Annotated in this window: 18 protein-coding genes and 1 pseudogene; 12 read left to right on the top strand and 7 right to left on the bottom strand. The window is 74.7% G+C overall.

The genetic code is table 11. The annotated features are described in order from the left end of the window. Nucleotides 1–50: 50 nt before the first annotated feature. From eccCa to ACSNOA_RS31060, 3 genes and pseudogenes are all read left to right on the top strand, one after another. Nucleotides 51–4,041 (top strand): annotated as a pseudogene (gene eccCa / locus ACSNOA_RS31050) (type VII secretion protein EccCa). Nucleotides 4,042–4,115: 74 nt separating this feature from the next. Further along, nucleotides 4,116–5,447: a type VII secretion-associated serine protease mycosin gene (gene mycP / locus ACSNOA_RS31055; protein ID WP_436663312.1), complete on the top strand. Its 1,332-nt coding sequence runs from the start codon at nucleotides 4,116–4,118 to the stop codon at nucleotides 5,445–5,447. Between the two features lie 45 nt (nucleotides 5,448–5,492). Continuing rightward, the gene (locus tag ACSNOA_RS31060) at nucleotides 5,493–6,248 is read left to right on the top strand and encodes a phosphatase PAP2 family protein (protein ID WP_436663313.1); all 756 of its coding nucleotides are present in this window, start codon (nucleotides 5,493–5,495) and stop codon (nucleotides 6,246–6,248) included. Nucleotides 6,249–6,345: 97 nt separating this feature from the next. On the opposite strand, the gene ACSNOA_RS31065 is transcribed toward ACSNOA_RS31060, so the two are convergent. From ACSNOA_RS31065 to ACSNOA_RS31095, 7 genes are all read right to left on the bottom strand, one after another. Beyond that, on the bottom strand, nucleotides 6,346–7,077 hold the full coding sequence (locus ACSNOA_RS31065) for a phosphatase PAP2 family protein (RefSeq protein WP_436663314.1): 732 nt from the start codon (nucleotides 7,075–7,077) through the stop codon (nucleotides 6,346–6,348). A gap of 149 nt (nucleotides 7,078–7,226) precedes the next feature. Further along, nucleotides 7,227–8,405: a MarP family serine protease gene (locus tag ACSNOA_RS31070; protein ID WP_436663315.1), complete on the bottom strand. Its 1,179-nt coding sequence runs from the start codon at nucleotides 8,403–8,405 to the stop codon at nucleotides 7,227–7,229. 63 nt (nucleotides 8,406–8,468) lie between these two features. Then, entirely contained in the window at nucleotides 8,469–9,155 is a 687-nt protein-coding gene (locus tag ACSNOA_RS31075; protein ID WP_436663433.1) for an NUDIX hydrolase, read from the bottom strand. A 2-nt stretch (nucleotides 9,156–9,157) separates the two neighbouring features. Then, nucleotides 9,158–9,781: a TlpA family protein disulfide reductase gene (locus ACSNOA_RS31080; protein WP_436663316.1), complete on the bottom strand. Its 624-nt coding sequence runs from the start codon at nucleotides 9,779–9,781 to the stop codon at nucleotides 9,158–9,160. Beyond that, on the bottom strand, nucleotides 9,778–10,590 hold the full coding sequence (gene nth / locus ACSNOA_RS31085) for an endonuclease III (RefSeq protein WP_436663317.1): 813 nt from the start codon (nucleotides 10,588–10,590) through the stop codon (nucleotides 9,778–9,780). Before nth ends, ACSNOA_RS31080 begins: the two co-directional genes overlap by 4 nt. Nucleotides 10,591–10,631: 41 nt before the next feature. Beyond that, nucleotides 10,632–11,792, bottom strand: a complete 1,161-nt coding sequence (locus ACSNOA_RS31090; protein ID WP_436663318.1) for a CapA family protein — start codon at nucleotides 11,790–11,792, stop codon at nucleotides 10,632–10,634. Nucleotides 11,793–11,848: 56 nt separating this feature from the next. Beyond that, nucleotides 11,849–12,511: an adenosylcobinamide amidohydrolase gene (locus tag ACSNOA_RS31095; RefSeq protein ID WP_436663319.1), complete on the bottom strand. Its 663-nt coding sequence runs from the start codon at nucleotides 12,509–12,511 to the stop codon at nucleotides 11,849–11,851. Between the two features lie 240 nt (nucleotides 12,512–12,751). Here ACSNOA_RS31095 and ACSNOA_RS31100 point away from each other — a divergent pair, with 240 nt between their 5' ends. From ACSNOA_RS31100 to ACSNOA_RS31140, 9 genes are all read left to right on the top strand, one after another. After that, entirely contained in the window at nucleotides 12,752–13,429 is a 678-nt protein-coding gene (locus tag ACSNOA_RS31100) for a Crp/Fnr family transcriptional regulator (RefSeq protein WP_007073398.1), read from the top strand. Nucleotides 13,430–13,566: 137 nt separating this feature from the next. After that, nucleotides 13,567–14,310 (top strand): metallophosphoesterase family protein, encoded by a 744-nt coding sequence (locus ACSNOA_RS31105; protein WP_436663320.1) that lies wholly within the window; start codon nucleotides 13,567–13,569, stop codon nucleotides 14,308–14,310. Between the two features lie 313 nt (nucleotides 14,311–14,623). Continuing rightward, on the top strand, nucleotides 14,624–15,229 hold the full coding sequence (locus ACSNOA_RS31110) for a TetR/AcrR family transcriptional regulator (protein ID WP_436663321.1): 606 nt from the start codon (nucleotides 14,624–14,626) through the stop codon (nucleotides 15,227–15,229). 41 nt (nucleotides 15,230–15,270) lie between these two features. Then, entirely contained in the window at nucleotides 15,271–16,065 is a 795-nt protein-coding gene (locus ACSNOA_RS31115; RefSeq protein WP_436663322.1) for a TIGR03084 family metal-binding protein, read from the top strand. A 56-nt stretch (nucleotides 16,066–16,121) separates the two neighbouring features. Next, on the top strand, nucleotides 16,122–17,735 hold the full coding sequence (locus ACSNOA_RS31120) for an acyclic terpene utilization AtuA family protein (RefSeq protein ID WP_436663434.1): 1,614 nt from the start codon (nucleotides 16,122–16,124) through the stop codon (nucleotides 17,733–17,735). Next, complete coding sequence (locus ACSNOA_RS31125; protein WP_436663323.1) at nucleotides 17,732–18,928, top strand: acyl-CoA dehydrogenase family protein; 1,197 nt, start codon at nucleotides 17,732–17,734, stop codon at nucleotides 18,926–18,928. Before ACSNOA_RS31120 ends, ACSNOA_RS31125 begins: the two co-directional genes overlap by 4 nt. Further along, on the top strand, nucleotides 18,925–20,526 hold the full coding sequence (locus tag ACSNOA_RS31130) for an acyl-CoA carboxylase subunit beta (RefSeq protein ID WP_436663324.1): 1,602 nt from the start codon (nucleotides 18,925–18,927) through the stop codon (nucleotides 20,524–20,526). The genes ACSNOA_RS31125 and ACSNOA_RS31130 overlap by 4 nt, the downstream gene beginning before the upstream one ends. A gap of 11 nt (nucleotides 20,527–20,537) precedes the next feature. Continuing rightward, on the top strand, nucleotides 20,538–22,517 hold the full coding sequence (locus tag ACSNOA_RS31135; RefSeq protein WP_436663325.1) for an acetyl/propionyl/methylcrotonyl-CoA carboxylase subunit alpha: 1,980 nt from the start codon (nucleotides 20,538–20,540) through the stop codon (nucleotides 22,515–22,517). Then, nucleotides 22,514–23,677 (top strand): acyl-CoA dehydrogenase family protein, encoded by a 1,164-nt coding sequence (locus ACSNOA_RS31140; RefSeq protein ID WP_436663326.1) that lies wholly within the window; start codon nucleotides 22,514–22,516, stop codon nucleotides 23,675–23,677. The genes ACSNOA_RS31135 and ACSNOA_RS31140 overlap by 4 nt, the downstream gene beginning before the upstream one ends. Nucleotides 23,678–24,286 lie beyond the last annotated feature (609 nt).

A 24,286-nucleotide genomic window follows, 5' to 3' on the forward strand; every position in this document is an offset into this window, starting at 1 on the left:
TTACCTACGATGAGCCAGCCTCGGGTTACCGAGAGTTCTGGGGAGGCTCCGTGTCCACCGTCGTCGTCAAGCGCCCGCCCCGCCGGCCGGCGCCGGAGATCCCGGTCGGTGAGCTGGCCGTCGAGCCCCCGCCGGAGATCCCCGCGGTGACCGGCGGCCGCTGGCAGCAGCTGCTCATGGTGCTGCCCATGCTGGGTGGCACCGTGGCGATGGCCATGATGTTCGGCCGGGGCGGAGGCGCCTACGCGTACGTGGTGGGCGGGATGTTCGGCCTCTCCTCCCTCGCGATGCTGGTCACCTCCTGGGGCAGCGCGTCGGGCACCCCGCGGAAGTCGGAGATGATGGCCGCCCGGCGGGAGTACCTGCGGCACCTCACCGCCCTGCGACAGCGCGTGCGGCACACCGCCGACCGGCAACGGGCCGGGCTCCACTACCGGCATCCCGACCCGGGCCGGCTGTGGTCGACGGTGGCGAGCCACCGGGTCTGGGAGCGCCGGCCGGGTGACCCCGACTTCGCGGTGGTCCGGGTCGGTCTCGGGCCGCAGACGCTGGCCACGCCTCTGGTTCCGCCCGCCACCCGGCCGCTGGAGGAGCTGGAGCCGATGACGGCCGGCGCGCTCCGCCGGTTCCTGGACGCCTACTCGGTGGTGCCCGACCTGCCGGTGGCGCTGTCGCTGCGCAGCTTCGCCCGGGTGTTCGTACGCGACACCGCCGGGCCGCCGCGGGCGAGCGGGCACGACACCGCGCCGGCCGACGACGGTGGTCCGGCGAGCGGGGCCGCCGCCCGCGGGCTGGTCCGCGCCGTGCTCACCCAGCTCGCCGTCTTCCACGCCCCGGAGGAGCTGCTGATCGCGGTCTGCGCCGGCCCCGAACGGCGGGCCGCGTGGGAGTGGGTCAAGTGGCTGCCCCACGCCCGCCATCCGAGCCGCGCCGACGCGCTCGGCCCCCTCCGGCTGGTCACCAGCTCCGCCGCCGACCTGGAACGGCTGCTCGACGAGGTGCTGGGCAGCCGCTCCCGGTTCAGCCCGGCGGGCCCCGCGACCGACGGTCCCCACGTGGTGGTGGTGCTCGACGGGGGCGACCTCACCGGTGCCGCCGACCTCACCGGTGACGGCGGGATCGACGCCGTGACCGTCCTCGACCTGGACACGCCGCCACCCCGGCTGCTCGACCGGTACGCTCCTGCTCGACCTGCGGGACGGGCGGCTGCACTCGTACGCGGTCGACGGCCACGCCGAGGTCGGCACGGCGGACCGGCTCGACGTGGCCGACGCCGAAGCCGTGGCCCGGCGGCTGGCCCCGCTGCGCCTCGCGGGCGCCGCCCGCGGCCCGGACGCCGCGCCGCACGTCGAGCCGGGCCTGCCCGACCTGCTCGGGCTCGGCGACCCGCGCGGGTTCACCGTCGAGCAGGGCTGGGCGCCCCGCCCGGCGCGGGAACGGCTGCGGGTGCCCATCGGGGTGGGCAGCGACGGCGGCGCCGTCGAGCTGGACCTCAAGGAGTCCGCGCAGGACGGCATGGGTCCGCACGGGCTGCTCATCGGGGCCACCGGCTCCGGCAAGTCCGAGCTGCTGCGCACCCTGGTCCTCGGGCTGGCCGCCACCCACAGCTCCGAGCAGCTCAACTTCGTGCTGATCGACTTCAAGGGCGGGGCCACCTTCGCCTCCTTCGACCGGCTGCCCCACACGGCCGCCGTCATCACGAACCTCGCGGACGCGCTGCCGCTCGTAGACCGGATGGTGGACGCCATCAACGGGGAGCTGGTCCGCCGGCAGGAACTGCTGCGGCGGGCCGGCGCCTTCGCGAGCCTGCGGGAGTACGAACGCGCCCGGGCCGCGGGCAGCCCGCTCGCCCCGCTGCCGTCACTGCTGCTCGTCTGCGACGAGTTCTCCGAACTACTCTCCGCCAAGCCCGACTTCGTCGACCTCTTCGTCCAGATCGGCCGGTTGGGGCGCTCGCTCGGCGTCCACCTGCTGCTCGCCTCCCAACGGCTCGACGAGGGGCGGCTGCGCGGGCTGGACACCCACCTGTCGTACCGGATCGGGCTGCGCACCTTCTCGGCCCTGGAGTCGCGCACCGTGCTCGGGGTTCCGGACGCGCACGAGCTGCCGCGCACCCCCGGCCACGGCTACCTGCGCTTCGGCACGGAACCGCTCGTCCGGTTCAAGGCCGCGTACGTCTCCGGCGCGCTTCCGCGGCGCGGCCCCGCGGACGGTCCCGGCGCGAGCGGCTCCCCGCGGCTGCTCACCTTCACGACGCACGTCGTTCCGGTGACCGAGCCGGCCAGCCCGGCCCGGCCGCCGAGGGAGGAGGAGGGCCGGGAGAGCGTGCTGGACCTCCTGGTCGGCCGGCTGGCGGGGCAGGGTCCGCCCGCGCACCAGGTCTGGCTGCCCCCGCTCGACCAGCCGCCGGCCCTGGACGACCTGCTCGGCCCGGTCGCCCCCGACCCGGCGCGCGGCCTCAGCACCGGCAACCCGGAGCTGCACGGCGCGCTCGGCGTGCCCGTCGGCGTGGTGGACAAGCCGTTCGAGCAGCGGCGCGACCTGCTCTGGCTGACGCTGGACGGCGCGGCCGGGCACGTCGCGGTGGTGGGTGCGCCGCAGAGCGGCAAGTCGACCGCGCTGCGGACGCTGATGTGCGCGCTCGCGCTCACCCACACCCCGGCCGAGGTGCAGGTCTACTGCCTCGACTTCGGCGGCGGCGGCCTGTCCGCGCTGCGCGACCTGCCGCACGTCGGCGGGGTCGCCGGCCGCGTCGACCCCACGGCCGTCCGGCGGACGGTCGGCGAGGTCGCCACGCTGCTCGCCGAGCGGGAACGCCGCTTCGCGGAGCTGGGCGTCGAGTCGATGGCGGCGTACCGGCAGCGCCGGGCCGCCCTCGCCGGCGCCGGCCAGCCGGGCGTCGACCCCTTCGGCGACGTGTTCCTCGTGGTGGACGGGTGGACGACGCTGCGCGCCGAGTACGACGACCTGGAGCCCCTCATCACCGACCTGGCGACCCGGGGCCTCTCCTACGGGGTGCACGTCGTGACGACGGCGCTGCGCTGGCTGGACTTCCGCCCGGCGATCCGTGACCTCTTCGGGTCCCGGCTGGAGCTGCGCCTGGGCGACCCGGCGGACTCGCTGGTGGCCCGGCGCGCCGCCGTCAACGTGCCCGAGCGGAGCCCGGGCCGGGGCGTCACCGCCGGCGGCCTGCACTTCCTCACCGGCCTGCCGCAGCTCACCGGCGCGGACACCGCCGACCTGGTCAAGCGGGCCGCCGACGCCTGGTCCGGCACACCCGCTCCCCGGGTGCGGCTGCTGCCGCCCGTGCTCCCGTACGCCGACCTGGACCTCGGCGCCACGGCCGGGCTGCGGCTGCCGGTGGGGATCGCCGAGGCCGACCTGCGGCCCGTCGTGCTGGACTTCGCCGCCGAGCCGCACTTCGTGGTCTTCGGCGACGCCGAGTGCGGCAAGTCCTCGTTCCTGCGCGCGCTGGCCGCCACGATCGTCACCCGGTTCACGCCGGAGCAGGCCCGGGTGATCCTCGTCGACTACCGCCGCAGCCTGCTCGGGGCCATCGGAACAGACCACCTGATCGGCTACGGCACGGCCGCCGCGCACACCGCCGACCTCGTCGAGTCGGCCGCCGGTTACCTGGCCCGCCGGATCGCCGGCCCCGAGGTGACGCCACAGCAGTTGCGGGAGCGGTCCTGGTGGTCCGGGCCGGACCTGTTCGTGCTGGTCGACGACTACGACCTCGTGGCGGCCGGGCCGGCCAACCCGCTGCGCGCCCTGGAGGAGTACCTGCCCCAGGCCCGGGACGTCGGCCTGCACCTCGTGCTGGCCCGCCGCTCCGGCGGCGCGGGCCGGGCCCAGTACGAGCCGATCGTCCAGCGCCTGAGGGAGCTGTCCACGGCCGGGCTCGTGATGGCCGGCAGTCCGGAGGAGGGGGCGCTCGTCGGGCCGGTCCGTCCCGGCCCGCTGCCGCCGGGCCGTGGCCGGCTGGTGACCCGACGCGAGGGCGTACGCCTCGTCCAGCTGGCCCACCTGCCCGCGCCGTGACCGGTGTCCACGGATCGCCCCAGAATCCGGGCGAGACCCGGTAATCTCCGATCGTCGTGGTTCTGGTGCGACGAATGGTTGAGGATGTGACTGGGGTTCGGCACAGCTGCCCGTCAGCGGCCCGACGGGTCGCCGGCCGGGCGCTGCTCGGTGCCCTGGCGACGGCCGTCGTGGTCGGCGGACCCGCCGTGCCCGCCGGAGCCGCCGAGGTCACCGCGCGCACGGTCGCCGGCTCGCCCGTGGCGTACGCGCCGAGCGACGCCGACCGGCCCGACCAGGTGCGGGACGAGCAGTGGCAACTCGACGAGCTGAACGCGACGGAGGCCTGGCGCACGTCGACCGGGCGGGGGGTCACCGTCGCCGTCGTCGACTCCGGCGTGGACGCCACCCACCCCGACCTCGTGGGGCAGGTGCTGCCCGGGACGGACCTGGTGACGCCCGGCGGCGCCCCGGTGGCCGATCCGGTGGGCCACGGCACCACGGTGGCCGGCCTCATCGCCGGCCGGCGTGACGACAAGCAGGGCGTCGTCGGCCTCGCGCCGGACGCCCGGATCCTTCCGGTCCGTGTCCTCGACGACAAGAACCGCTACGACGACGCGATGATCGTGGCCCGCGGTGTCCGGTGGGCCGTCGACAACGGCGCCCGGGTCATCAACCTGTCGCTCGGCGGCAGCGGCGACAGCCCGGCGCTGGCCGCCGCCCTCGACTACGCGTTCGCCCGCGACGTCGTCGTGGTGGCCTGCACCGGCAACCTGGCCAGCTCGACCACCACCAAGGTCTGGTACCCGGCACGGGAACCGGGCGTGATCGCCGTGGCCGGCCTGGAACGCAGCAGCGAGAACCTGTGGTCCGGCTCGATCACCGGCCGGGACACGGTGCTCACGGCGCCCGCCACGGGGCTGGTCGGGGCCCGCCCGGGCGGCTACTGGCGGGTGCAGGGCACCAGCTTCTCGGCGCCGCTGGTGGCCGCCAGCGCCGCCCTCGTCCGCTCCCGCTACCCGCAGATGTCGGCGGGCGAGGTGGTGAACCGGCTGGTGGCCACCGCCCGCGACATCGGCCCGACCGGCCGCGACGACCGGTTCGGCTACGGCCTGGTGGATCCCGTGGCCGCGTTGACCGCCGACGTGCCGCCGGTGACCGGCAACCCGCTCGACGACAACGCCTCCCCCGGGGTGGTGGGCTTCGGGTCGGCTCCGGGCCTCGGGCCGGACGAGCCGGTGGCGGGCGCGGGCGGCGACCCGCTCGGGCTGGGCGCCCCGCGGCAGCACACCCGGTGGAACGCTCGACCGGCCGGCGTGCAGGACGAGTCGGCACCCGAACGGTTCTGGACGGGCGCGGCGCTCTTCGTGGCACTGCTCACCGGCGCGGCGTTCATGGTCCGCCGGTTGCGGCGGCAGACCCGCTGACGCCGGCCGGTCTGGTTGCCCGTCCGCCAGGGTAGAAACGACGGCATGAGTACGCCCGGCCGCACCGTGCCCCCCGCCGACTCGGTGTCCTGGCGGCGCCGCCGCCTCGACCCGGGTCACGCGCTGGGTCTGCGGCTGACCGTCGCCGCGGTGGCCGCGTTCCTGGTGCTCGTGCCGTTCGCGCTGCTCGCGCTCCTGGTGCTCGACGCCTGGCCGCCGCTGCACCGCATGGACGCCGCGGCGACCGACGCGCTGCACGGCTACGCGCTCGACCACCCGGGGTGGGTGCGGCTGATGAGTGTCTGGACGGACGTGTTCGGGCCCATGCCGCTGCGCGCCGCCGCGCTGGTCCTCGTGATCTGGCTGGTGAGCCGGGGCGCCCGCCGCGCGGCGGCATGGGTCACGGTCACCATGCTGGCGGGCGGGCTGCTCGGTCCGCTGCTGAAACTCCTCGTCGGGCGGGACCGGCCGGAGCTGCTCGACCCGGTCGCCCGCGCCGCCGGGTACTCCTTCCCGTCCGGGCACGCGCTCAACGCCACCCTCGCGGCCGGGGTGCTGCTGGTGGTCTTCCTGCCGTCGGCCCGACGCGGGGCACAGCGCTGGGCGCTCTGGGCCGCGGCCCTGGTGCTCGTCGTGGTGACCGGGGTGAGCCGGGTCGCGCTCGGCGTGCACTGGACCAGCGACGTGATCGGCGGCTGGCTGCTCGGCACGGCCGTGGTGGCCGCCACCGTGGCCGCGCTCCCCACCTGGCACCGCCCGCCGACCGAGCCCGCCGGCAAGCCGGCCGCCACCGACCGTTGACGGCCGGGCGGCCCGACGCGCGGCCGCCGACCGGCTGGGCCGTCACCGTCCGGCTCCCGGGTGGCCGCCCCGCTGCCGTGGGTCAGGAGCGTTCGGGTCAGGGCGCGAGCGATTCGCGGCGACGGGTGGCGCGGTCGTCGTGCCGGTGCGGCGCGGCCGGCAGCTTGGCCCGACCCCAGCGCACCGTCCGGTCCAGGATCGAGCGGGCCATGATCGCCACGCAGGTGCCGCCGTTGAGGAAGGACGCCACCACATCGCTCGGGTGGTGCATGCCTCGGTACATCCGGGTCACCGCGACGCCCACCGGCACCAGCAGGAGCAGGGCCCACCAGCCGACCTTGGCGGCGGTGCTCCGCGCCCGCAGCGCCAGGAGCACCGCGATGCCCACGTAGAGCGCCACCGCCGCCGAGGTGTGCCCGGACGGGAAGCTGGACGTCGGCGGGGAGACGTCCATGTGTTCCACCGCCGGTCGTCGACGGTCGATGGCCATCGTGGTCAGCAGGAACACCAGAGCCTGCGCGCCCACCGCCGCGCAGAGGAAGAGCGGCTCCCGCCAGCGGCGCAGCCAGAGCCGGAGCACGAGCGCGACCACCGCCGTGACCAGGACGATCATCTGGGTGCTCGCCAGGGTGCTGAACACCAGCGACAGGCCGTTCCAGCCGGCCGTCCGGTCGGCGGCGAGCTCGCGGTTGAGGGCGTCCTCGACGGTGAACGGCCAGGACCGGGCGAACACGCGCGTGATCAGCAGGCCCAGCAGGACCATGACGGAGAGCAGGAGCGCCACTGGCAGCAGCATCCGCCGGACGATCTGGACCAGGGTGTCGGGCATGTGCCGCCCATTACCCGTCACGCACGCCGACTACGCGTCGGTGACGTTCGTCCCGCCCCCGATCGTCGAAGGCGGGGCGCCCCTACGCGCCGGTCGCCGGCCCGCCGCGCCGTCACCGTTCGGCGCCCGGGTCGCGCCACTGTCTCGGGTCAGGTGCACTCGCCGGTGCCGGTGGCCCGGGTGCGCTCGGCACCCGCCAGGGCCACGGGCCGGGCCTCGGCCGCCGTCACCGCGAAACCGGTGTTCGGGTCGTCGGCCGCCGCCGCGAAGATCACCCCGAGCACGAGCCCGTTCGACGAGACCAGCGGCCCGCCGGAGTTGCCGCTGCGGACCAGCGCCCGGATCGTGTAGATCTCGCGGGTGACGTCGCCCGAGGAGTAGATGTCCGGCCCGGTGATCCGATCCACGTCGCGGATCCGGGCCGACTGGGCGTTGTACGGCCCGTCGAGCGGGAAGCCGAGCACGATGGCGTCCGCCCCGGAGCCCGCCTTGCCGGCCGCGAACCGCATCGACGGCCCCGGCAGCCCCGGCACGTACAGCACGGCGAGGTCCCGGTCCGGGTCGTAGACGACCACCTCGCCGTCGTACCGGTCGTCGCCCAGCTCCACCGCCACCGAGCGGGTGCCGGCCACCACGTGGGCGTTGGTCATCACCCGGTCGTCGGCGTACACGAAGCCGGAGCCCTCGATCCGGCGGGAGCAGCTCGGGGCGGAGCCGAGCACCTTGACGACCGAACGCTGCCCGTTGACCACCACCTGGGAGCCGGCGAGCGCCGGGTCGGGCGGCTCGACCTGCCGGGCCCGGGTGGGCGCGAGGTCGCCGAAGACGTCCGGGAAGCCGTTGGTGTCGACCGTGTCGCGCAGCGCGGTGGAGAACCGTTGCGCCTGGTCGGGCAGGACCCGGTCCACGACGGTGAGCAGGGCGCTGTTGCGGACGGAGGCGGCCAGCCAGGGCAGCGAGGACGAGCCGAGCGGGACGGCGACCAGCCAGGCCACCAGGAGCACGGCGAAGAGCGAGACGAACGCCCCACCCACATCGTCGATCTTGCGAAAGACCTGGCCCCGGATTGCCGCCCGGAGGCTGGAACCGAGCCAGCCGGCGAGCGCCTGACCGGCCACCGCGAGCCCGAACACCGCCACCAGTGAGATCAGTATCCGCGTGCCGCTGTCGACGAACTGGCGGGCGAGCATCGGCCCGAGCTGGAGACCGATCAGCGCGCCCAGGAAGAAGCCGGTGAACGACAGGACTCCGATGACGAAGCCCTGACGGTATCCGCTGATCGCGAACACGAGCATGAGCAGCAGCAGGACGAGATCCACGGCGGACACGCGTCCAGCGTACGGGCAGCGGGCCCGTCGGATGACCTTCGCTTGCGGAAGGTGACCGCCCGGTCAGCGTACGGGCGTCTCGTCGACCTCGTCCGTGCCCGCCGAGGGCGCCGGGGTGGCGCCGGTGGGCGGCAGCTCGACGAGCCGGCCCGGCGACCACGGCCGGGTCCAGCCGCCCATATCGAGGAGGGCGCTCAACACCCCGGCCGTGAAGCCCCACACGAGCATGCCGCGCACCGCAAACGCCGGGCCGACCCAACCGCTCGGATGGCGTACGCGTACCCGGTTGGCCGGGTCGACCAGCTCGGCGATCGGCAGCCGCGCCACGTGCGCCACCTCGGCCGGCTGGCAGGGGTGGACGGGGTGCGGCGCGTGCCACCACGCGAGCACCGGCGTCACCACGAAGTCGCTCACCGGGATCCAGAGCTTCGGAAGCTCGGCCAGGACGGTCACGCTGGCCGGGTCAAGACCCACCTCCTCGTTCGCCTCGCGCAGCGCGGTCGCCGGGGCGTCCGCGTCCTCCGGGTCGGCCGCGCCGCCGGGAAAGGCCGGCTGGCCGGCGTGGTTGCGCAGGTTGGCCGCCCGCTGCAGGACCAGTACGTCCGGGCCGGTGCCCGGTTGCTCGCCGAGCAGCACCAGGACGGCGCTCTCCCGACCGCCGCTCTCCGGCGTGGCCAGGCGGGTGAAGTCCTCGGTGCGGGCGGTGTCGAGCCGACCCAGCAGCGGCCGCATCCACTCCGGTGGCCTCATGGTCACGCCGGCACCGCCACCCCGAGATGCTCGTCGACGAGTGCCTCGAGACGGGCGTCGTCCAGGGCGCCGGAGACGTCGGTGTGCCGGACCCGCCCCTGCCCGTCGACGAAGAGGGTGAGCGGGAACGCGTTGCGGTTCAGCGCCCGTTGCAGCGCCTCGCCCTGGTCGACCAGCATCGGGAAGCGGACACCGAAGTCCTCACCGATGGACTGGGCCGCGCTGCGGGTGTCCCGGCTGTTCACGCCGATCACCCGGAGGCGGCCGTCGGCCCGCTCGCTGAGCCGTTGGAAGGCGGGCAACTCCTTGCGGCAGGGCGCGCACCAGGACGCCCAGATGTTGACGACGGCCGGCCCGCGTACGTCCCGGAGGGCGACGGGGCCCCCGCCCGTGAAACAGGAGAGGGTCAACTCGGGCAACCGGTCGCCCGCCGTGGCGTCCGCGTCTGCGGCCGGTGCCGCGGGGGGACTCGACGGCGCGGTGGTGAGCGCCGCGCAGTCGCCGAACGGCGAGGGGCGTTCGGCCCGGGGCCCGGCGGGCGCCGGCCCGTCGGCGCCCGTGGCCGTGCAGCCCGCCGCCGTGGCGAGCAGCAGCGGAAGGACCAGTGCGGCGAGGCGGCGGATCACGGCACCTCCGCGGCGACGGCCTGGGCTGGCACCAGCTCCGGGTCGATCCCGGCGGCGACGGCCAGGTCGCGGGCCCGGGGCCCCTTGAGCAGCTTCACGGCGACGGTCGGGTCGGTCGGCCCGGTGCCGTACGCCGGGCAGAGCTTGGCCAGCGTGCACGCGCCGCAGGCCGGCTTGCGGGCGTGGCAGACCCGCCGGCCGTGGAAGATCACCCGGTGCGAGAGCATCGTCCAGTCACGCTTCTCGTAGAGCGCGCCGACCGCGTGCTCGATCTTCACCGGGTCGGTCTCGGCGGTCAGCCGCCAGCGGTGCACGAGGCGCTGGAAGTGGGTGTCGACCGTGATGCCGGGCACGTCGAAGGCGTTGCCGAGGATGACGTTGGCGGTCTTGCGGCCGATCCCGGGCAGCGTCACGAGGTCGGCCATCCGGCCGGGGACCTGCCCGTCGTAGCGCTCGACGAGCGCCTGGCCGAGCTTGATCAGCGAGTCGGTCTTGTTCCGGAAGAACCCGGTCGGCCGCAGCAGCTCTTCCAACTCGGCCCGGTCGGCGCCCGCGTAGTCGGCCGGGGTCCGGTAGCGCGCGAAGAGCTTCGGGGTGACCTCGTTGACCCGCTTGTCGGTGGTCTGGGCCGAGAGGATCGTCGCGACGGCCAGCTCCAGGGCATTGGAGTGGTCCAGCTCACAGTGCGCGTCGGGGTGGGTCTCGGCCAGCACCCGGCCGATCCGCCGGGCGCGGCGCTTGCGTCCGAGGTCGGTCTCGGTGGCGCCGGGGGAGCTACTGGTCACGCCGGCCAGCCTACGTCGCCGCACCGACTCCTTTCGGAGCCGATGCCGTACGCGCCCGCGGCCGGTCAGGCGGCGGGCGGGCTGATCTTTCCGGCGTCGTCGAACCGGGCCCCCGTCCGCGGGAAGTCGCTGCGCGTGAGCTGCTTGACGAGCCCGAGGCCCCGGTCGGCGGAATCCATGGTCGGCCTGCCGGCCCCGTCCATGTACGTCGAGGTGAACGAGCCGCCCGCCCAACTTCCGTCGGGCCGCAGCGACACCTTGAGCACGCCGCCCCAGCCGAGCCGGCCGGCGTTGCTCAACGAGTTGCCCCCGCCGGCGAAGTTCCCCAGGCTGTACGCGATCAGCCGGCCCTTGTAGAACTCCATCCCGCGCAGCACGTGCGGGCCGTGCCCCACGATCAGGTCCGCCCCGGCGTCGATCATCGCCTTGGCGAACCCCACCGGATCGCCGCGGTTCTCACCGAGGAACATCTCGGTGCCCGGCCGGACCCGCGTCTTGTCGGCGCCCTCACCACCCATGTGCACCTGCACCACGACCAGGTCGGCCATGGTGGCGGCCCTGGCCACCACCCGCTTCGCGGCGGCGATGTCGACGAGGCTGTTGGACCACACGTACGACGAGAAGCCGGCCACCGCCACCTTGACGCCCTCGACCTCGACCACGGTGATCTCGTCGGGGGCGCCGGTGTGCGCCAGGTCGTAGCGCTCCAGCGCCTTCTGGGTGTTCTCGTAGCCCTTCGGGCCGTAGTCGTACCCGTGGTTGTTGGCCTGGTTGAGCAGGTCGAAGCCGGCGTCGCGCAGGTGTGCCGCGTACTCCGGCGGCGCGCGGAACTGGAAGCAGCGGGTGGAGTTCGCCCCGCACTTGCCGGTGCCCGTGTCCACCGTGAGCGGCTCCTCGAGGTTGCCCATCACGAGGTCGGCCGCGAGCGCCTTGGTCACCGAGTCGAAGAAGCCCTTGCCGCCGTTGGCCGGGAGCCGGCTCGGCGCGTTGCCCATGATGATGTCGCCGGTCGCGGAGAGCGAGATGGTCTTCCCGCCGGCCGCGGAGGAACCGCCCGCCGACGGCGCGGCGCTGGTCACCGGGTCGCCCGTGCCGCCACCACCCGCGCCGGTCTGCCACACCGGGCCGCCACCGGGCTGCCCGCAGCCGGCGAGGAGCACGGCGAGCAGCGCGCCGAGCGCGAGGGCGAGGCGGCGGCGAGGCTGGGCGGGGGCGGCAGCGTACATCGCCCGCGACCCTACCGGGACGGAATCGGCCCGACGAGGGCCGATCGGCTGGAAGTTCAGCCGGTCAGCCGGTCCGACCAGGGCACCACGGGAGCGGTCCCGCCGGCGAGCACGGCCGCGTGCACCGCCCGGGCCAGCGGCGCGCCCCACGTCGAGCGCGGCCCGCCGTACGCGGATTCCGGCCCGTCGACCGGGCAGAGCACGGTCACCGCGTCCGTCGGGGTGCCGGTCGCCGCGAGCCCCAGCTCCGTGATCGCCTGCGCCTTCGCCTCGGTGGCGGTGGCCACGGCGTTCACCAGGGCGGCATCGCCGAGCCGCACCGGCACGTGGACCACGATGTTCACCGTGCCGAGCCGCTCCACGAGGGCGGCCGGCGCGGGCTCGGCGGCCAGGACCGGGGTGCCGAGGCCGACGGTGGCCCAGGCCCGCACGCCCGCGTCGGTCCGGGTGATCACCTCGGCCACGTCGACCCCGGTCAGCAGGCCCACCCCGGGCCCGTCGAGGCCGAGGTCGGCGGCGAGCGCGGCCAGGTGGTCGGCCGGGTCGTCCCGGTCGTACGACATCGGCACGGTCGCGTTCACGACCCAGTGCCGTACGCCGATCCCGCCGCCCAGCGGGGCGGAGCTCACGGCGCGCAGCGGCGCGGCGGAGCGCCACACGAGCGTCGGGACGTCCCGCCCGCCCTCGCGGCGACTGGTCAGCAGCGGCTCGCTCAGCACGCCGGTGACCCTACGGCCCGCCCGGTCCCCGGCGGCGGTGGCCCGCGGAGAGGCCGCCGCCGGCCCGGGGAGGCGCGATTTTACTGGTCACGAGGACCGGAGGTGTTACGCCCAACGATCAAGTTTCCAGGGGTGCAGCTCTGATTCCCGCTCACGTGCGCCTAGACTTGGCGGCGCGCGAGGGGACCAGCGGACGGCGGACCCGGCCGAGGGACGGCGACGCGCAACCGGAGGTGCGCGATGGACGAGGTACTGGCCCGCAGCGGGATCTTCCAGGGTGTCGACCCGGAGGCTGCCGAGGCGCTCGCCAAGGAGATGGAGACGATCGAGGTCCGCAAGGGCGAGGTCGTCTTCAACGAGGGCGAGCCCGGCGACAGTCTTTACATCCTGCTGTCCGGCAAGATCAAGGTCGGCCGCCGTGCGGCGGACGGCCGGCAGAACCTGATCGCGGTGATGGGCCCGTCGGACATGGTCGGCGAGCTGTCACTCTTCGACCCGGGTCCCCGGACGGCGACGGCCACCGCGGTGACCGACACCCGCCTGGTGCGGCTGCGGAAGCAGGCGCTGCGACCGTGGCTGAACAACCGGCCGGAGATCGCCGAGCAGCTGCTGCGGGTGCTCGCCCGGAGGCTGCGCCGGACCAACGACTCGCTGGCCGACCTGATCTTCACCGACGTGCCGGGTCGCGTGGCGAAGAACCTGCTCCAGATGGCCGGCCGCTTCGGCACCCGCGACGGCGGCGTGCTGCGCGTGACCCACGACCTGACCCAGGAGGAGATCGCCCAGCTCGTCGGCGCCTCCCGGGAGACCGTCAACAAGGCGCTGGCCGACTTCGCGTCGCGGGGCTGGCTGCGGCTGGACGGCAAGAGCATCATCATCCTCGACCCGGAGCGCCTGGCCCGCCGCGCCCGCGTCTGACCCGGCCGGGGCTCGTCCCCGTCCCCGAGCTGCCCGGCCCGGACCGCGCCGTCGGTCCGGGCCGGTTCGGTTCCGCGCCCTGTCTGCCCGGCGCAGAATTCCTGGACCGGTGGCTGGCGGACGGGCAGGCTGAGGCGATGCTGAACCGCGTCGCCGTCCTCTCCGACATCCACGGCGTGCTGCCCGCGCTGGAGGCGGTGCTGGCCGAACCGGACGTGGCCGCCGCCGATCTCATCGTGCTCACCGGCGACATCGCGGCCGGCCCGCAGCCGGTCGAGGTGCTCGACCTGCTCGCCGGCCTGGGTGACCGGGTGTGCTGGGTGGGCGGCAACGCCGACCGGGAGCTGGTCGAGGCCCGGGCCGGCCGGAAGCTGCCCATCGAGGTCTCCAACTGGGCCGCCCAGCAGCTCCGGGCCGACCACCTCGACCGGCTGGCCGCCCTGCCGCTCTCGGTGACCCTGGAGGTCGACGGGCTGGGCCCGGTGCTCTTCTGCCACGCCACTCCGCGCGACGACGAGGAGGTCGTGCTCGTCGACACCCGCATGTCCCGCTGGGCGGAGGTCCTCGCCGACGTGCCGGCGGAGGTGCGCACCATCGTGTGCGGGCACACGCACATGCCGTTCACGAGGCTGGCGGACCGGCGTCTGGTGGTCAACGCGGGCAGCGTCGGGATGCCGTACGGCGGGCAGGGCGCGTACTGGGTGCTGCTCGGGCCGGGTGTGCAGCTGCGCCGGACCGACTTCGACGTGGACGCCGCCTGCGCCCGGGTGACCGCCGAGTCGACCTTCCCGGACGCTGCCGGCTTCGCCGACGAGTACGTGCGCTCCCCGCACAGCGACGCCGAGGCGCTGGCCGTCTTCGCCCCGCGCGACGGCCGCTGACCCGGCTCTCCCGGCCACTTTCGAGCGCCGACCACAACGACTGGCCCGGAAGCGGGCGGCCCGGAGACACCCCTCACGCCCTGTCGAGCTGCCCCAGACATGGGGCGGGCCCAGTCGGCGGGGCCGGACGGGGTGGAGACGCAGAACCGCCGCGCCCCAGATATGGGGCAGGTCGACAGGGCACGAGGGAAGCCGTCCCGGCCGCACCGCCCTCGACCGCCGGCCCGAACCGCCGGGGTAGCCGCCCCGCGTCGCTCTGCGGCAAGAAAAAGTCAGGCTTGACTGTTTGTTTCGTGGGCGGCACGCTGTCCCCGTGCCCGCCGCATCGACCCGCGTCCCTCAACAGGAGCGCAGTCGCGTCACCCAGGCCCGCCTGCTGGAGGCGACCGTCGACTGCCTGGTCGAGCACGGCTGGGCGGGCACCACGACCACCCTCGTGGCCGCCCGTGCCGGGGTCTCGCGCGGGGCGCAGTTGCACCACTATCCGACCAAGGCCGCCCTCGTCACGGCGGCCGTCGACCATCTCGCCGAGCGCCGGGCCGCCGAGCTGCGCTCCGAGGCGGAGGCCCTGCCGGCCGGCCCGCAGCGGCTCGACGGGGTGGTCGACCTGCTCGCCGCCGCCTTCACCGGCCCGCTCTTCGTCGCGGCTCTCGAACTGTGGGTCGCCGCCCGCACCGACCCGGAACTCCGGGAGGCGTTGGTGCCGCTCGAGGCCCGTGTGGGCCGGGAGATGCACCGGCTGACCGTCGCGCTCCTCGGCGTCGACGAGCGGCGTCCCAACGTCCGCGAGGCGGTCCAGGCGACCCTCGACCTGCTGCGCGGCCTGGGCGTCGCCAACCTGCTGACCGACGACTCGTCGCGTCGGGCCGCGCTGCTCAACACCTGGAAACGCCAGCTTTCCACGCTCCTCACGCCCTGACCGGCCCCGCTCCCCGGGGGCTCGACCAGACCGGAGGCACCATGGTCGACCTGACGGACCTGCTCGCGGACCTGGCCGACGAGTCCGAGGCACTGGACGTCCTGGTACGCCCGCTGCCGCCGGCGGCGTGGGCCCGACCGACCCCGGCGCCGGGCTGGACCATCGCCCACCAGATCGCCCACCTCGCCTGGACCGACCACGTGGCGCTGCTCGCCGCGACCGACGCCGACGCCTTCCTCTCCTCGGTCACCTCGGCCCCCGACCCGGCCCGGCTGGTCGACCACGGCACCGAGGAGTTCCTCGCGCCGCCGGCCGAGCTGCTTACCCGGTGGCGGGCCGGCCGGGCGTCCCTCGCCGCCGCCCTCGCCGCCGTCCCGCCCGGGCGGAAGATCCCCTGGTACGGCACCCGGATGTCGGCGGCGTCGATGGTCACCGCGCGGATCATGGAGACCTGGGCGCACGGGGAGGACGTCGCCGACGCGCTCGGCGTCCGCCGGCCCGCCACGAACCGGCTCCGGCACGTCGCGCATCTCGGCGTGCGTACGCTCGGCCACGGCTTCGCGGCCTCCGGCCGGGCCGTGCCGACGGCGCCCGTGCGCGTGGACCTGACCGGGCCCGACGGCGACACCTGGAGCTGGGGCCCGCCGGACGCCGCCGACCGGCTCGCGGGGCCGGCCCGGGATTTCTGCCTGCTCGTCACCCAGCGGCGGCACCGCGCCGACCTGGCGCTGACGGTCACCGGGCCGGTGGCCGACGAGTGGTTGGACGTGGCCCAGGCGTTCGCCGGGCCGCCCGGCGCCGGTCGCGAGCCACAGGCGGACGGGGTGTCGGCGTGATCCGCATCGGCAACGCGTCCGGCTTCTACGGCGACCGGTTCTCCGCCTGGGGGGAGATGCTCGACGGCGGCGAGCTGGACGTGCTGACCGGCGACTACCTGGCCGAGCTGACCATGCTGATCCTCGGCCGGGACCGGTTGCGCGACCCGGCGCTGGGCTACGCGAAGACGTTCCTCCGGCAGCTCGAGACCTGCCTCGGCACGGCGTTGGACCGCGGGGTGACGCTCGTGACCAACGCCGGCGGGTTGAACCCCTCCGGGCTGGCCACCGCGATCGGCGCGCTCGCCGACCGGCTCGGCCTGACCGCCCGGGTCGGGTACGTCGAGGGCGACGCGCTCCAGCGGCCGGACGCGCTCACCGCGAACGCGTACCTCGGCGGGTTCGGCATCGCGGCCTGCCTCGACGCCGGCGCCGACGTGGTGGTCACCGGCCGGGTCACCGACGCCTCGCTGGTGGTCGGGCCGGCGATCGCGCGGTACGGCTGGGGGCGCGACGACCTCGACGCACTCGCGGGCGCCACGGTCGCCGGGCACCTCGTGGAGTGCGGAGCGCAGGTCACCGGAGGCAACTACAGCTTCTTCACGGAGCTGCCCGACGGCGGGCACCGGCCGGGCTTCCCGATCGTCGAGGTGCACCCGGACGGTTCCTGCCTGGTCACGAAGCACCCCGGCACCGGTGGCGCCGTGACCGTGGAGACCGTGACGGCCCAACTGCTGTACGAGGTGAGCGGGCCCGCGTACCTCGGGCCGGACGTGGTGACCCGCCTCGACACCGTCACCCTGCACGCCGACGGGCCGGACCGGGTCCGGGTCGCCGGCGTCCGGGGAACCCCGCCACCGGACACGCTGAAGGTGGGCGTCACCAACCTCGGCGGCTTCCGCAACTCGATGACGTTCGTTCTCTGCGGGCTGGACGTCCCCGCGAAGGCGGCCCTGGTCCGGGGCCAGATCGAGGAGGCGGTGGGCAAGGACGGGCTGGAGTTCACGCTCGCCCGCACCGACCATCCGGACTCGGCCGACACCGAGACGGCGAGCGCGCTGCTGCACGTACACCTGCGCGACCGCGACCGGGCGCGGGCCGGGCGGGCCTTCTCGGCGGCCGCCGTGGAGCTGGCGCTCGCCTCCTACCCCGGCTGCACCCTGACCACTCCGCCGGGGGACGCCACCCCGTACGGCGTGTTCCGCGCGGACGCCGTACCGCAGGACGCCGTCGCGCACGTCGCCGTGCTGCCGGACGGGACGCGCGTGCCGGTCCCGCCGCCGGCCCGGACCATGCCCGTGCCCGCGGTCGTACCGGTCGCGGCGCCACCGCCGGCTCCGGACGGCGACCGGCCGACCCGGCGTGGCCCGCTCGGCGAGCTGGTCGGCGCCCGGTCCGGCGACAAGGGCGGCGACGCGAACCTCGGCGTCTGGGCCCGGACCGACGCGACCTGGGCGTGGCTGCGCGGCTGGCTCACCGTCGAACGGCTCGCCGAGCTGCTGCCGGAGACCGCGCCGCTGGCCGTGGAGCGGTACGAGCTGCCGAACCTGCGCGCCGTCAACTTCGTGATCCGGGGGCTGCTCGGCCCGGGGGCGGCCGCCTCCACCCGCTTCGACCCGCAGGCCAAGGCGCTCGGGGAGCTGCTCCGTTCCCGCGTGGTGGACCTGCCGATCCCGGGGGACGCCGTATGACGATCCTGGACACGCCGGAGCGGCGCCAGCTCCGCGAGCTGACCCGGGCGTTCGTGACCCGGGAGGTGCTGCCGCACCTCGACGACTGGGAGCGGGCCGGTGAGGTGCCCCGGTCGCTGCACGAGACGGCCGCGAAGCTCGGCCTGCTCGGCATCGGCTTCCCCGAGTCCGTCGGCGGCAGCGGCGGCGACCTGCTCGACTCGATCATCGTGACCGAGGAGATCATCCGTTCCGGCGGCTCCTCGGGGCTGGTGGCGGCGCTCTTCACCCACGGGATCGCGCTGCCGCACATGGTGGCCGCGGCCGGCGCGCGCAGCGGCGGCACGCTGGGCGGGCGGTTGCCCGCCGACCGGAACGCGGCCGCCGACCCCCTGGTGGAGCGGTACGTCCGCCCGACGCTGGCCGGCACGATGATCGGCGCGCTGGCTATCACCGAACCGGACGTCGGCTCCGACGTGGCGGCCATCCGCACGTGTGCCCGCCGCGACGGCGACCACTACGTGGTGAACGGGTCGAAGACCTACATCACGAGTGGGATCCGGGCGGATTTCGTGACCACGGCGGTGTGCACGGACTTCCCCGGCTCCGGTTCGCTCAGCCTGCTGGTCGTCGACAAGGGCACGCCCGGCTTCACGGTGGGCCGGCGGCTGGAGAAGCTCGGCTGGCACTGCTCGGACACGGCCGAGCTGTCCTTCTCCGACGTCCGGGTGCCGGTGGAGAACCGGATCGGCGAGGAGAGCACCGCCTTCCTGGCGATCATGCAGCACTTCGCCACCGAACGGCTCTCCCTCGCCACGCAGGCGTACGCCACCGCGCAGCGCTGCGTCGACCTGGCCGTCCGGTGGTGCCGGGACCGGTCCACCTTCGGCCGACCGCTGGCGAGCCGGCAGCTCGTCCGGCACCGGCTGGCGGAGATGCACACGCGGGCCGAGGCGGCCCGGGCGTACGTGCACGAGGTGGCCGCACGGGTGGCGGCGGGCGAGCCGGTGGTAACCGAGGTGGCGATGGCCAAGAACGTGGCGGTGGCCGCCTGCGACCAGGTCGTCGACCAGGCGCTCCAGTTGCACGGCGGCTTCGGCTACCTCCGCGACGCCGAGGTGGAGCGGCACTACCGGGACGCCCGCATCCTCGGCATCGGCGGCGGCACCACGGAGATCATGAACGAGATCGTCGCGAAGGGCTTGGGGCTGTGACCGTACTGGGCAGCGCGATCGACCCGGCCGCACCGGGCTTCGCCGAGAACCGCGCGGCGCTGCTGGACCGGCTCGCGGAGCTGGAGGCGGCGCTGGACCAGGCCCGGGCCGGGGGCGGTGAGAAGTACGTGACCCGGCACCACGCCCGCGGCAAGCTGCTCCCCCGCGAGCGGATCGAGCTGCTGCTCGACAGGGACAGCCCGTTCCTGGAGCTGTCGCCGGTGGCGGCGTACGGCACCGACTTCCCGGTCGGGGCGAGCGTGGTGACCGGCATCGGCGTGGTCGAGGGCGTCGAGTGCCTGATCGTGGCGAACGACCCGACGGTACGCGGCGGCGCCGTGAACCCGTGGTCGCTCGCGAAGACGCGGCGGGCCGGCGAGATCGCCCTCGCGAACCGGCTGCCCATGGTGAACCTCGTGGAGTCGGCGGGCGCCGACCTGCCCACCCAGGCGGAGATCTTCATCCCGGGCGGGCGGGTCTTCCGCGATCTGACCCGGCTCTCCGCGGCGCGGATCCCCACGGTCAGCGTGGTGTTCGGCAACGCCACGGCCGGCGGGGCGTACGTGCCGGGAATGTCCGACCACGTGATCATGATCCGGGACCGGTCGCAGGTGTACCTGGCCGGGCCACCGCTGGTGCGGATGGCCACCGGCGAGGTCACCGACGACGAGTCGCTGGGCGGCGCGGCCATGCACGCCACGACGTCGGGGCTCGCGGACTTCCTCGCCGAGGACGAGCGGGACGGCATCCGGCTGGCCCGTCGGTGCGTACGCCGGTTGAACTGGCGCAAGCAGGGTCCGCCGCCGCGCACCCCGGTGCCGCAGCCGCCGAAGTACGACCCGGAGGAGCTGCTCGGCATCGCGAGCGCCGACCTGAAGGTGCCGTTCGACCCGCGCGAGGTGCTGGCCCGGATCCTGGACGGCAGCGAGTTCGACGAGTTCAAGCCCGGCTACGGCAGCGCGCTGGTCACCGGCTGGGGCGAGCTGCACGGGTACCCGATCGGTGTGCTGGCCAACGCCCGGGGGGTGCTGTTCAGCGAGGAGGCGCAGAAGGCGGCGCAGTTCATCCAGCTCGCCAACGCCCGGGACACTCCGCTGCTGTTCCTGCAGAACACGACGGGCTACATGGTCGGCACCGAGTACGAGCAGCGCGGCATCATCAAGCACGGCGCCATCATGATCAACGCGGTGTCGAACTCGACGGTGCCGCACCTGACCGTCAACCTCGGCGCCTCCTACGGCGCGGGCAACTACGGCATGTGCGGCCGCGCGTACGAGCCCCGGTTCCTGTTCACCTGGCCCAACGCGAAGTCGGCGGTCATGGGGCCCGCGCAGTTGGCCGGCGTGCTCTCGATCGTGGCCCGGCAGGCCGCCGCGGCGCGGGGCCGGGAGTACGACGAGGACTCCGACGCCGCGATGCGGGCCATGGTCGAGCAGCAGATCGAGTCCCAGTCCGGGGCGCTCTTCCTCTCCGGCCGGCTGTACGACGACGGTGTGATCGACCCCCGCGACACCCGCACCGTCCTCGGGCTCTGCCTGTCGGCGATCCACAACGGACCGGTCGAGGGCGCCGGTGGTTTCGGCGTCTTCCGGATGTGAGAAGGCAGGTCATGATCAGTCGGCTGCTGGTTGCCAACCGGGGGGAGATCGCCCGCCGGATCTTCGCCACCTGCCGGGCGCTCGGCGTCGAGACGGTCGCCGTGCACTCGGACGCGGACGCCGGCGCGCCCTTCGTGGCCGAGGCGGACCTGGCCGTACGCCTGCCGGGGAACGCGCCGGCCGGGACGTACCTGCGGATCGACGCGATCCTGGACGCGGCCCGCCGGTCGGGCGCGGACGCCGTGCACCCGGGCTACGGCTTCCTCGCGGAGAACGCTGAGTTCGCGGCGGCGGTGGCCGACGCGGGGCTGACGTGGGTGGGTCCGCCGGCGAAGGCGATCGCCGCCATGGGCGACAAGATGGCCGCGAAGGCGTTGCTCGCCGACGCGGGAGTGCCCATGCTGCCCACGTGGACGGACGCCGACCAGGTCACCGACTTCCCGGTGCTCGTGAAGGCGGCGGCGGGTGGCGGCGGGCGCGGGATGCGCGTGGTACGCGACGCGTCCGGGCTCGCCGACGCCGTGGCCTCGGCGCGCCGCGAGGCAGCCGCGGCGTTCGGCGACGGCACGGTCTTCCTGGAGCGGTACGTCGAGCGCGGCCGGCACGTCGAGGTGCAGATCCTCGGCGACACCCACGGCGCTGTGGCCGCCCTCGGTGTGCGGGAATGCTCGATCCAGCGCCGCCACCAGAAGATCGTCGAGGAGTCGCCCGGTGTCCTGCCCGGCGAGGTGCGGCAGCGGCTGCACGAGGCGGCGGCGGCCGCCGGCCGGGCGGTGGAGTACGTGGGCGCCGGCACTGTCGAGTTCCTGCTCGCGCCCGACGGGGCCATCCACTTCCTGGAGATGAACACCCGCCTCCAGGTCGAACACCCCGTCACCGAGCTCTGCACGGGGTTGGACCTGGTCCGGCTGCAACTGCGGATCGCCGAGGGCGAGCCGCTGCCGGAGGAGGCGCTGGCGCCGCGGGCGCGCGGCCACGCCATCGAGGTACGCCTCTGCGCCGAGGACCCCGCCGAGGATCACCGGCCGGCCACCGGCACCCTGCACCGGTTCGCCGTGCCCGGCGTGGACCGGGAGTTCGGCAACCTCACGCGGGCGGGGCTGCGACTGGACTCGGGCGTGGTGAACGGTTCGGTGGTGAGCGTGCACTACGACTCGATGCTCGCCAAGGTGATCGCGTGGGCGCCCACCCGCGCCGAGGCCGCCCGTACGCTGGCCGGCGCGCTGGCCCGGGCCGAGCTGCACGGCGTGACGACCAACCGGGACCTGCTCGTCCGCGTCCTGCGCAGCCCGGAGTTCGCCGCCGCCGAGATCGACACCGGGTTCCTCGACCGGCACCCCGAGGTGTTCGCCCCGCTCGTGCCGGCCGAGCGCGTGCCGCTGTTCGCGCTGGCCGCGGCGCTGGCCTCGGCGGCCGCCCGCCGGGCGGACGCCCCGGTGCTCGCCGGGCTTCCGTCCGGCTGGCGGAACGTGCCCGCGTTCCCGCAGGTCAGCCGCTTCTCCGGCCCGGCCGGCGAGGTCGAGGTCCGCTACCGCCACGACCGGGGTGGCGCACTCGCGGAATGGTCCACCGACCTGTCGAGCGACGCCGCCGTGTCGCTGGTCGAGGCGACGCCGGCCCGCGTGGTGCTCGACGTCGACGGGGTGCGGGAGTCGTACCGGGTCCACCAGGTGGGGCCGGCGGTCTTCGTCGACGGCCCGGGCGGCTCGGTGACCTTCGCCGAGCTGCCGCGTTTCCCGGAGCCGACGGCCGAGCTGGCCGCCGGCTCGCTCGTGGCGCCGCTGCCCGGCACGGTGGCCCGGCTGCACGTCGCCACCGGCCAACGGGTCGCCGCCGGTGACCTGCTGCTCACCCTCGAGGCCATGAAGCTGGAACACCCGGTGGTCGCCCCGATCGACGGCATGGTCGCCGAGCTGCCCGTGCCGGCCGGCGGGCAGGCCGACACCGGCGCCGTGCTGGCCGTCGTCAACCCCCTGGAGGACGCACGATGAACTTCGACCTCACCGACGAGCAGGAGCAGCTCCGCGACGCCGTACGGGCGCTGGGCCGCCGGTACGGGCACGACTACTTCGTGGCGAAGGCCAAGGCCGGCGAGCACACCACCGAGCTGTGGTCGGAGGCCGGCCGGCTCGGCTACCTCGGCGTCAACATCCCCACCGAGTACGGCGGCGGGGGCGGGGGCATCACGGAGCTGGCCATCGTCTGCGAGGAGTTGGCCGCCGCGGGCTGCCCGCTGCTGCTGCTCGTGGTCTCCCCCGCCATCGCCGCCACGGTGATCAACCGGCACGGCACCGAGGCCCAGCGCAAGCGGTTCCTGCCCGGGTTCGCGGACGGGTCGTTGACGGTGGTCTTCGCCATCACCGAGCCGGAGGCCGGGTCGAACTTCCACCGGCTCGGCACGGTGGCCCGCCGCGACGGCGACGATTGGCTGATCTCCGGCCGCAAGTGCTACATCTCGGGTGTCGACGAGGCGCGGTACGTGCTCGTGGTGGCCCGGACGGAGGACGCCTCGACCGGCCGGCTGAAGCCCGCGCTGTTCGTGGTGCCCACGGACGCGCCCGGCCTCACCCGCTCCAAACTGGACATGGAGATCGTCTCGCCGGAGAACCAGTTCCTGCTCTACCTCGACGACGTCCGGGTGCCCGCCGACGCGCTCGTGGGCGAGTCGGTGGACGCCGGGCTCCCAGCCCTGTTCGCGGGGCTCAACCCGGAGCGCATCACGGTGGCCGCCATGGGCGCCGGCACGGGCCGGTACGCGATCGAGCGGGCGTCGGCGTACACGGCGAGCCGGACGGTGTGGGGCGGCCGGAGCATCGGCTCGCACCAGGGCGTGTCCCACCCGCTCGCGCACGCCGCCGTGCAGGTCGAGCTGGCCCGTCTCATGATCTACAAGGCGGCGACCCTCTACGACGCGGGCCGGGACCTGGAGGCCGGGATGGCCGGCAACATGGCGAAGTACGCGGCCGGCGAGGCCGCGGCGCTCGCCGTGGACACGGCCGTCCAGGCGCACGGGGGCGCCGGCATGACCACCGAGTACGGGGTGGCCACGCTGCTCGGCGCCGTCCGGGCCGGCCGGATCGCCCCGGTGAGCCGGGAGATGATCCTGAACTTCGTGGCCCAGCATCTCCTCGGTCAGGAGAAGTCGTACTGATCGCGATCGGTTCGGGGCGGGCCGGGGGGCGACATCGCCTGGAGCGTGATGCCTCTGAGTCATAAATATGCCTCTGAGGCATCAACCTCATCCGCGATGGTAGGCCTTCCCCGTGCCCTCACCAGCGCGCTTCGAGGCGAGTCCGAGGACGGCGGAGCCGGGTGCGGCGGGCGCCCGATCGCCCGCCGCACCCCGGGGTCGCAGCGGACGATGGGAACGCCCACCGCCATGCTCGACCCCCCGTCACTCTAGGGATCACACGCCACGCACGCGGCCCGCAAAACGCCTACGAAACGGACAATCGCCCGACGCATGTAACGTTTTCGTCTTCACCGACGCTCCCGAGGCTCGCGCGTGGGACGGTTGACACCCACCCGGGCCACGACATGCTGAACGGGTGAACCGGTTGACCAGATTGGACATACGGGTGCTGGCGGCGGTCTCGGCGCTCGCGGCACTCGCCCTGCTGGTTACGCTCGCCGTCTGGCGGCGGCAGGACTTCCTGGGCGTCGCGCTGGCCCTGCTCGGTCTCCTGCTCGCCATCGTGGCCGGGGTGTCGCTGTCCGCGGCGCGGCAGGCGGCCGAGCGGACGGCGGAGAACGGCGCGCG

It is taken from the genome of Micromonospora sp. URMC 103 (assembly GCF_051386435.1).
GTDB lineage: Bacteria > Actinomycetota > Actinomycetes > Mycobacteriales > Micromonosporaceae > Micromonospora.

What these genes read in the sequence shown, in the direction of transcription:
- ACSNOA_RS31135 (WP_436663325.1), top strand. Translation starts at nt 20,538, where the DNA reads ATGATCAGTCGGCTGCTGGTTGCCAACCGGGGGGAGATCGCCCGCCGG.
- ACSNOA_RS31125 (WP_436663323.1), top strand. Translation starts at nt 17,732, where the DNA reads ATGACGATCCTGGACACGCCGGAGCGGCGCCAGCTCCGCGAGCTGACC.
- ACSNOA_RS31115 (WP_436663322.1), top strand. Translation starts at nt 15,271, where the DNA reads ATGGTCGACCTGACGGACCTGCTCGCGGACCTGGCCGACGAGTCCGAG.
- ACSNOA_RS31065 (WP_436663314.1), bottom strand. Translation starts at nt 7,077, where the DNA reads ATGCCCGACACCCTGGTCCAGATCGTCCGGCGGATGCTGCTGCCAGTG.
- ACSNOA_RS31100 (WP_007073398.1), top strand. Translation starts at nt 12,752, where the DNA reads ATGGACGAGGTACTGGCCCGCAGCGGGATCTTCCAGGGTGTCGACCCG.
- ACSNOA_RS31060 (WP_436663313.1), top strand. Translation starts at nt 5,493, where the DNA reads ATGAGTACGCCCGGCCGCACCGTGCCCCCCGCCGACTCGGTGTCCTGG.
- ACSNOA_RS31140 (WP_436663326.1), top strand. Translation starts at nt 22,514, where the DNA reads ATGAACTTCGACCTCACCGACGAGCAGGAGCAGCTCCGCGACGCCGTA.
- mycP (WP_436663312.1), top strand. Translation starts at nt 4,116, where the DNA reads ATGGTTGAGGATGTGACTGGGGTTCGGCACAGCTGCCCGTCAGCGGCC.
- ACSNOA_RS31120 (WP_436663434.1), top strand. Translation starts at nt 16,122, where the DNA reads ATGCTCGACGGCGGCGAGCTGGACGTGCTGACCGGCGACTACCTGGCC.
- ACSNOA_RS31090 (WP_436663318.1), bottom strand. Translation starts at nt 11,792, where the DNA reads ATGTACGCTGCCGCCCCCGCCCAGCCTCGCCGCCGCCTCGCCCTCGCG.
- ACSNOA_RS31105 (WP_436663320.1), top strand. Translation starts at nt 13,567, where the DNA reads ATGCTGAACCGCGTCGCCGTCCTCTCCGACATCCACGGCGTGCTGCCC.
- ACSNOA_RS31075 (WP_436663433.1), bottom strand. Translation starts at nt 9,155, where the DNA reads ATGAGGCCACCGGAGTGGATGCGGCCGCTGCTGGGTCGGCTCGACACC.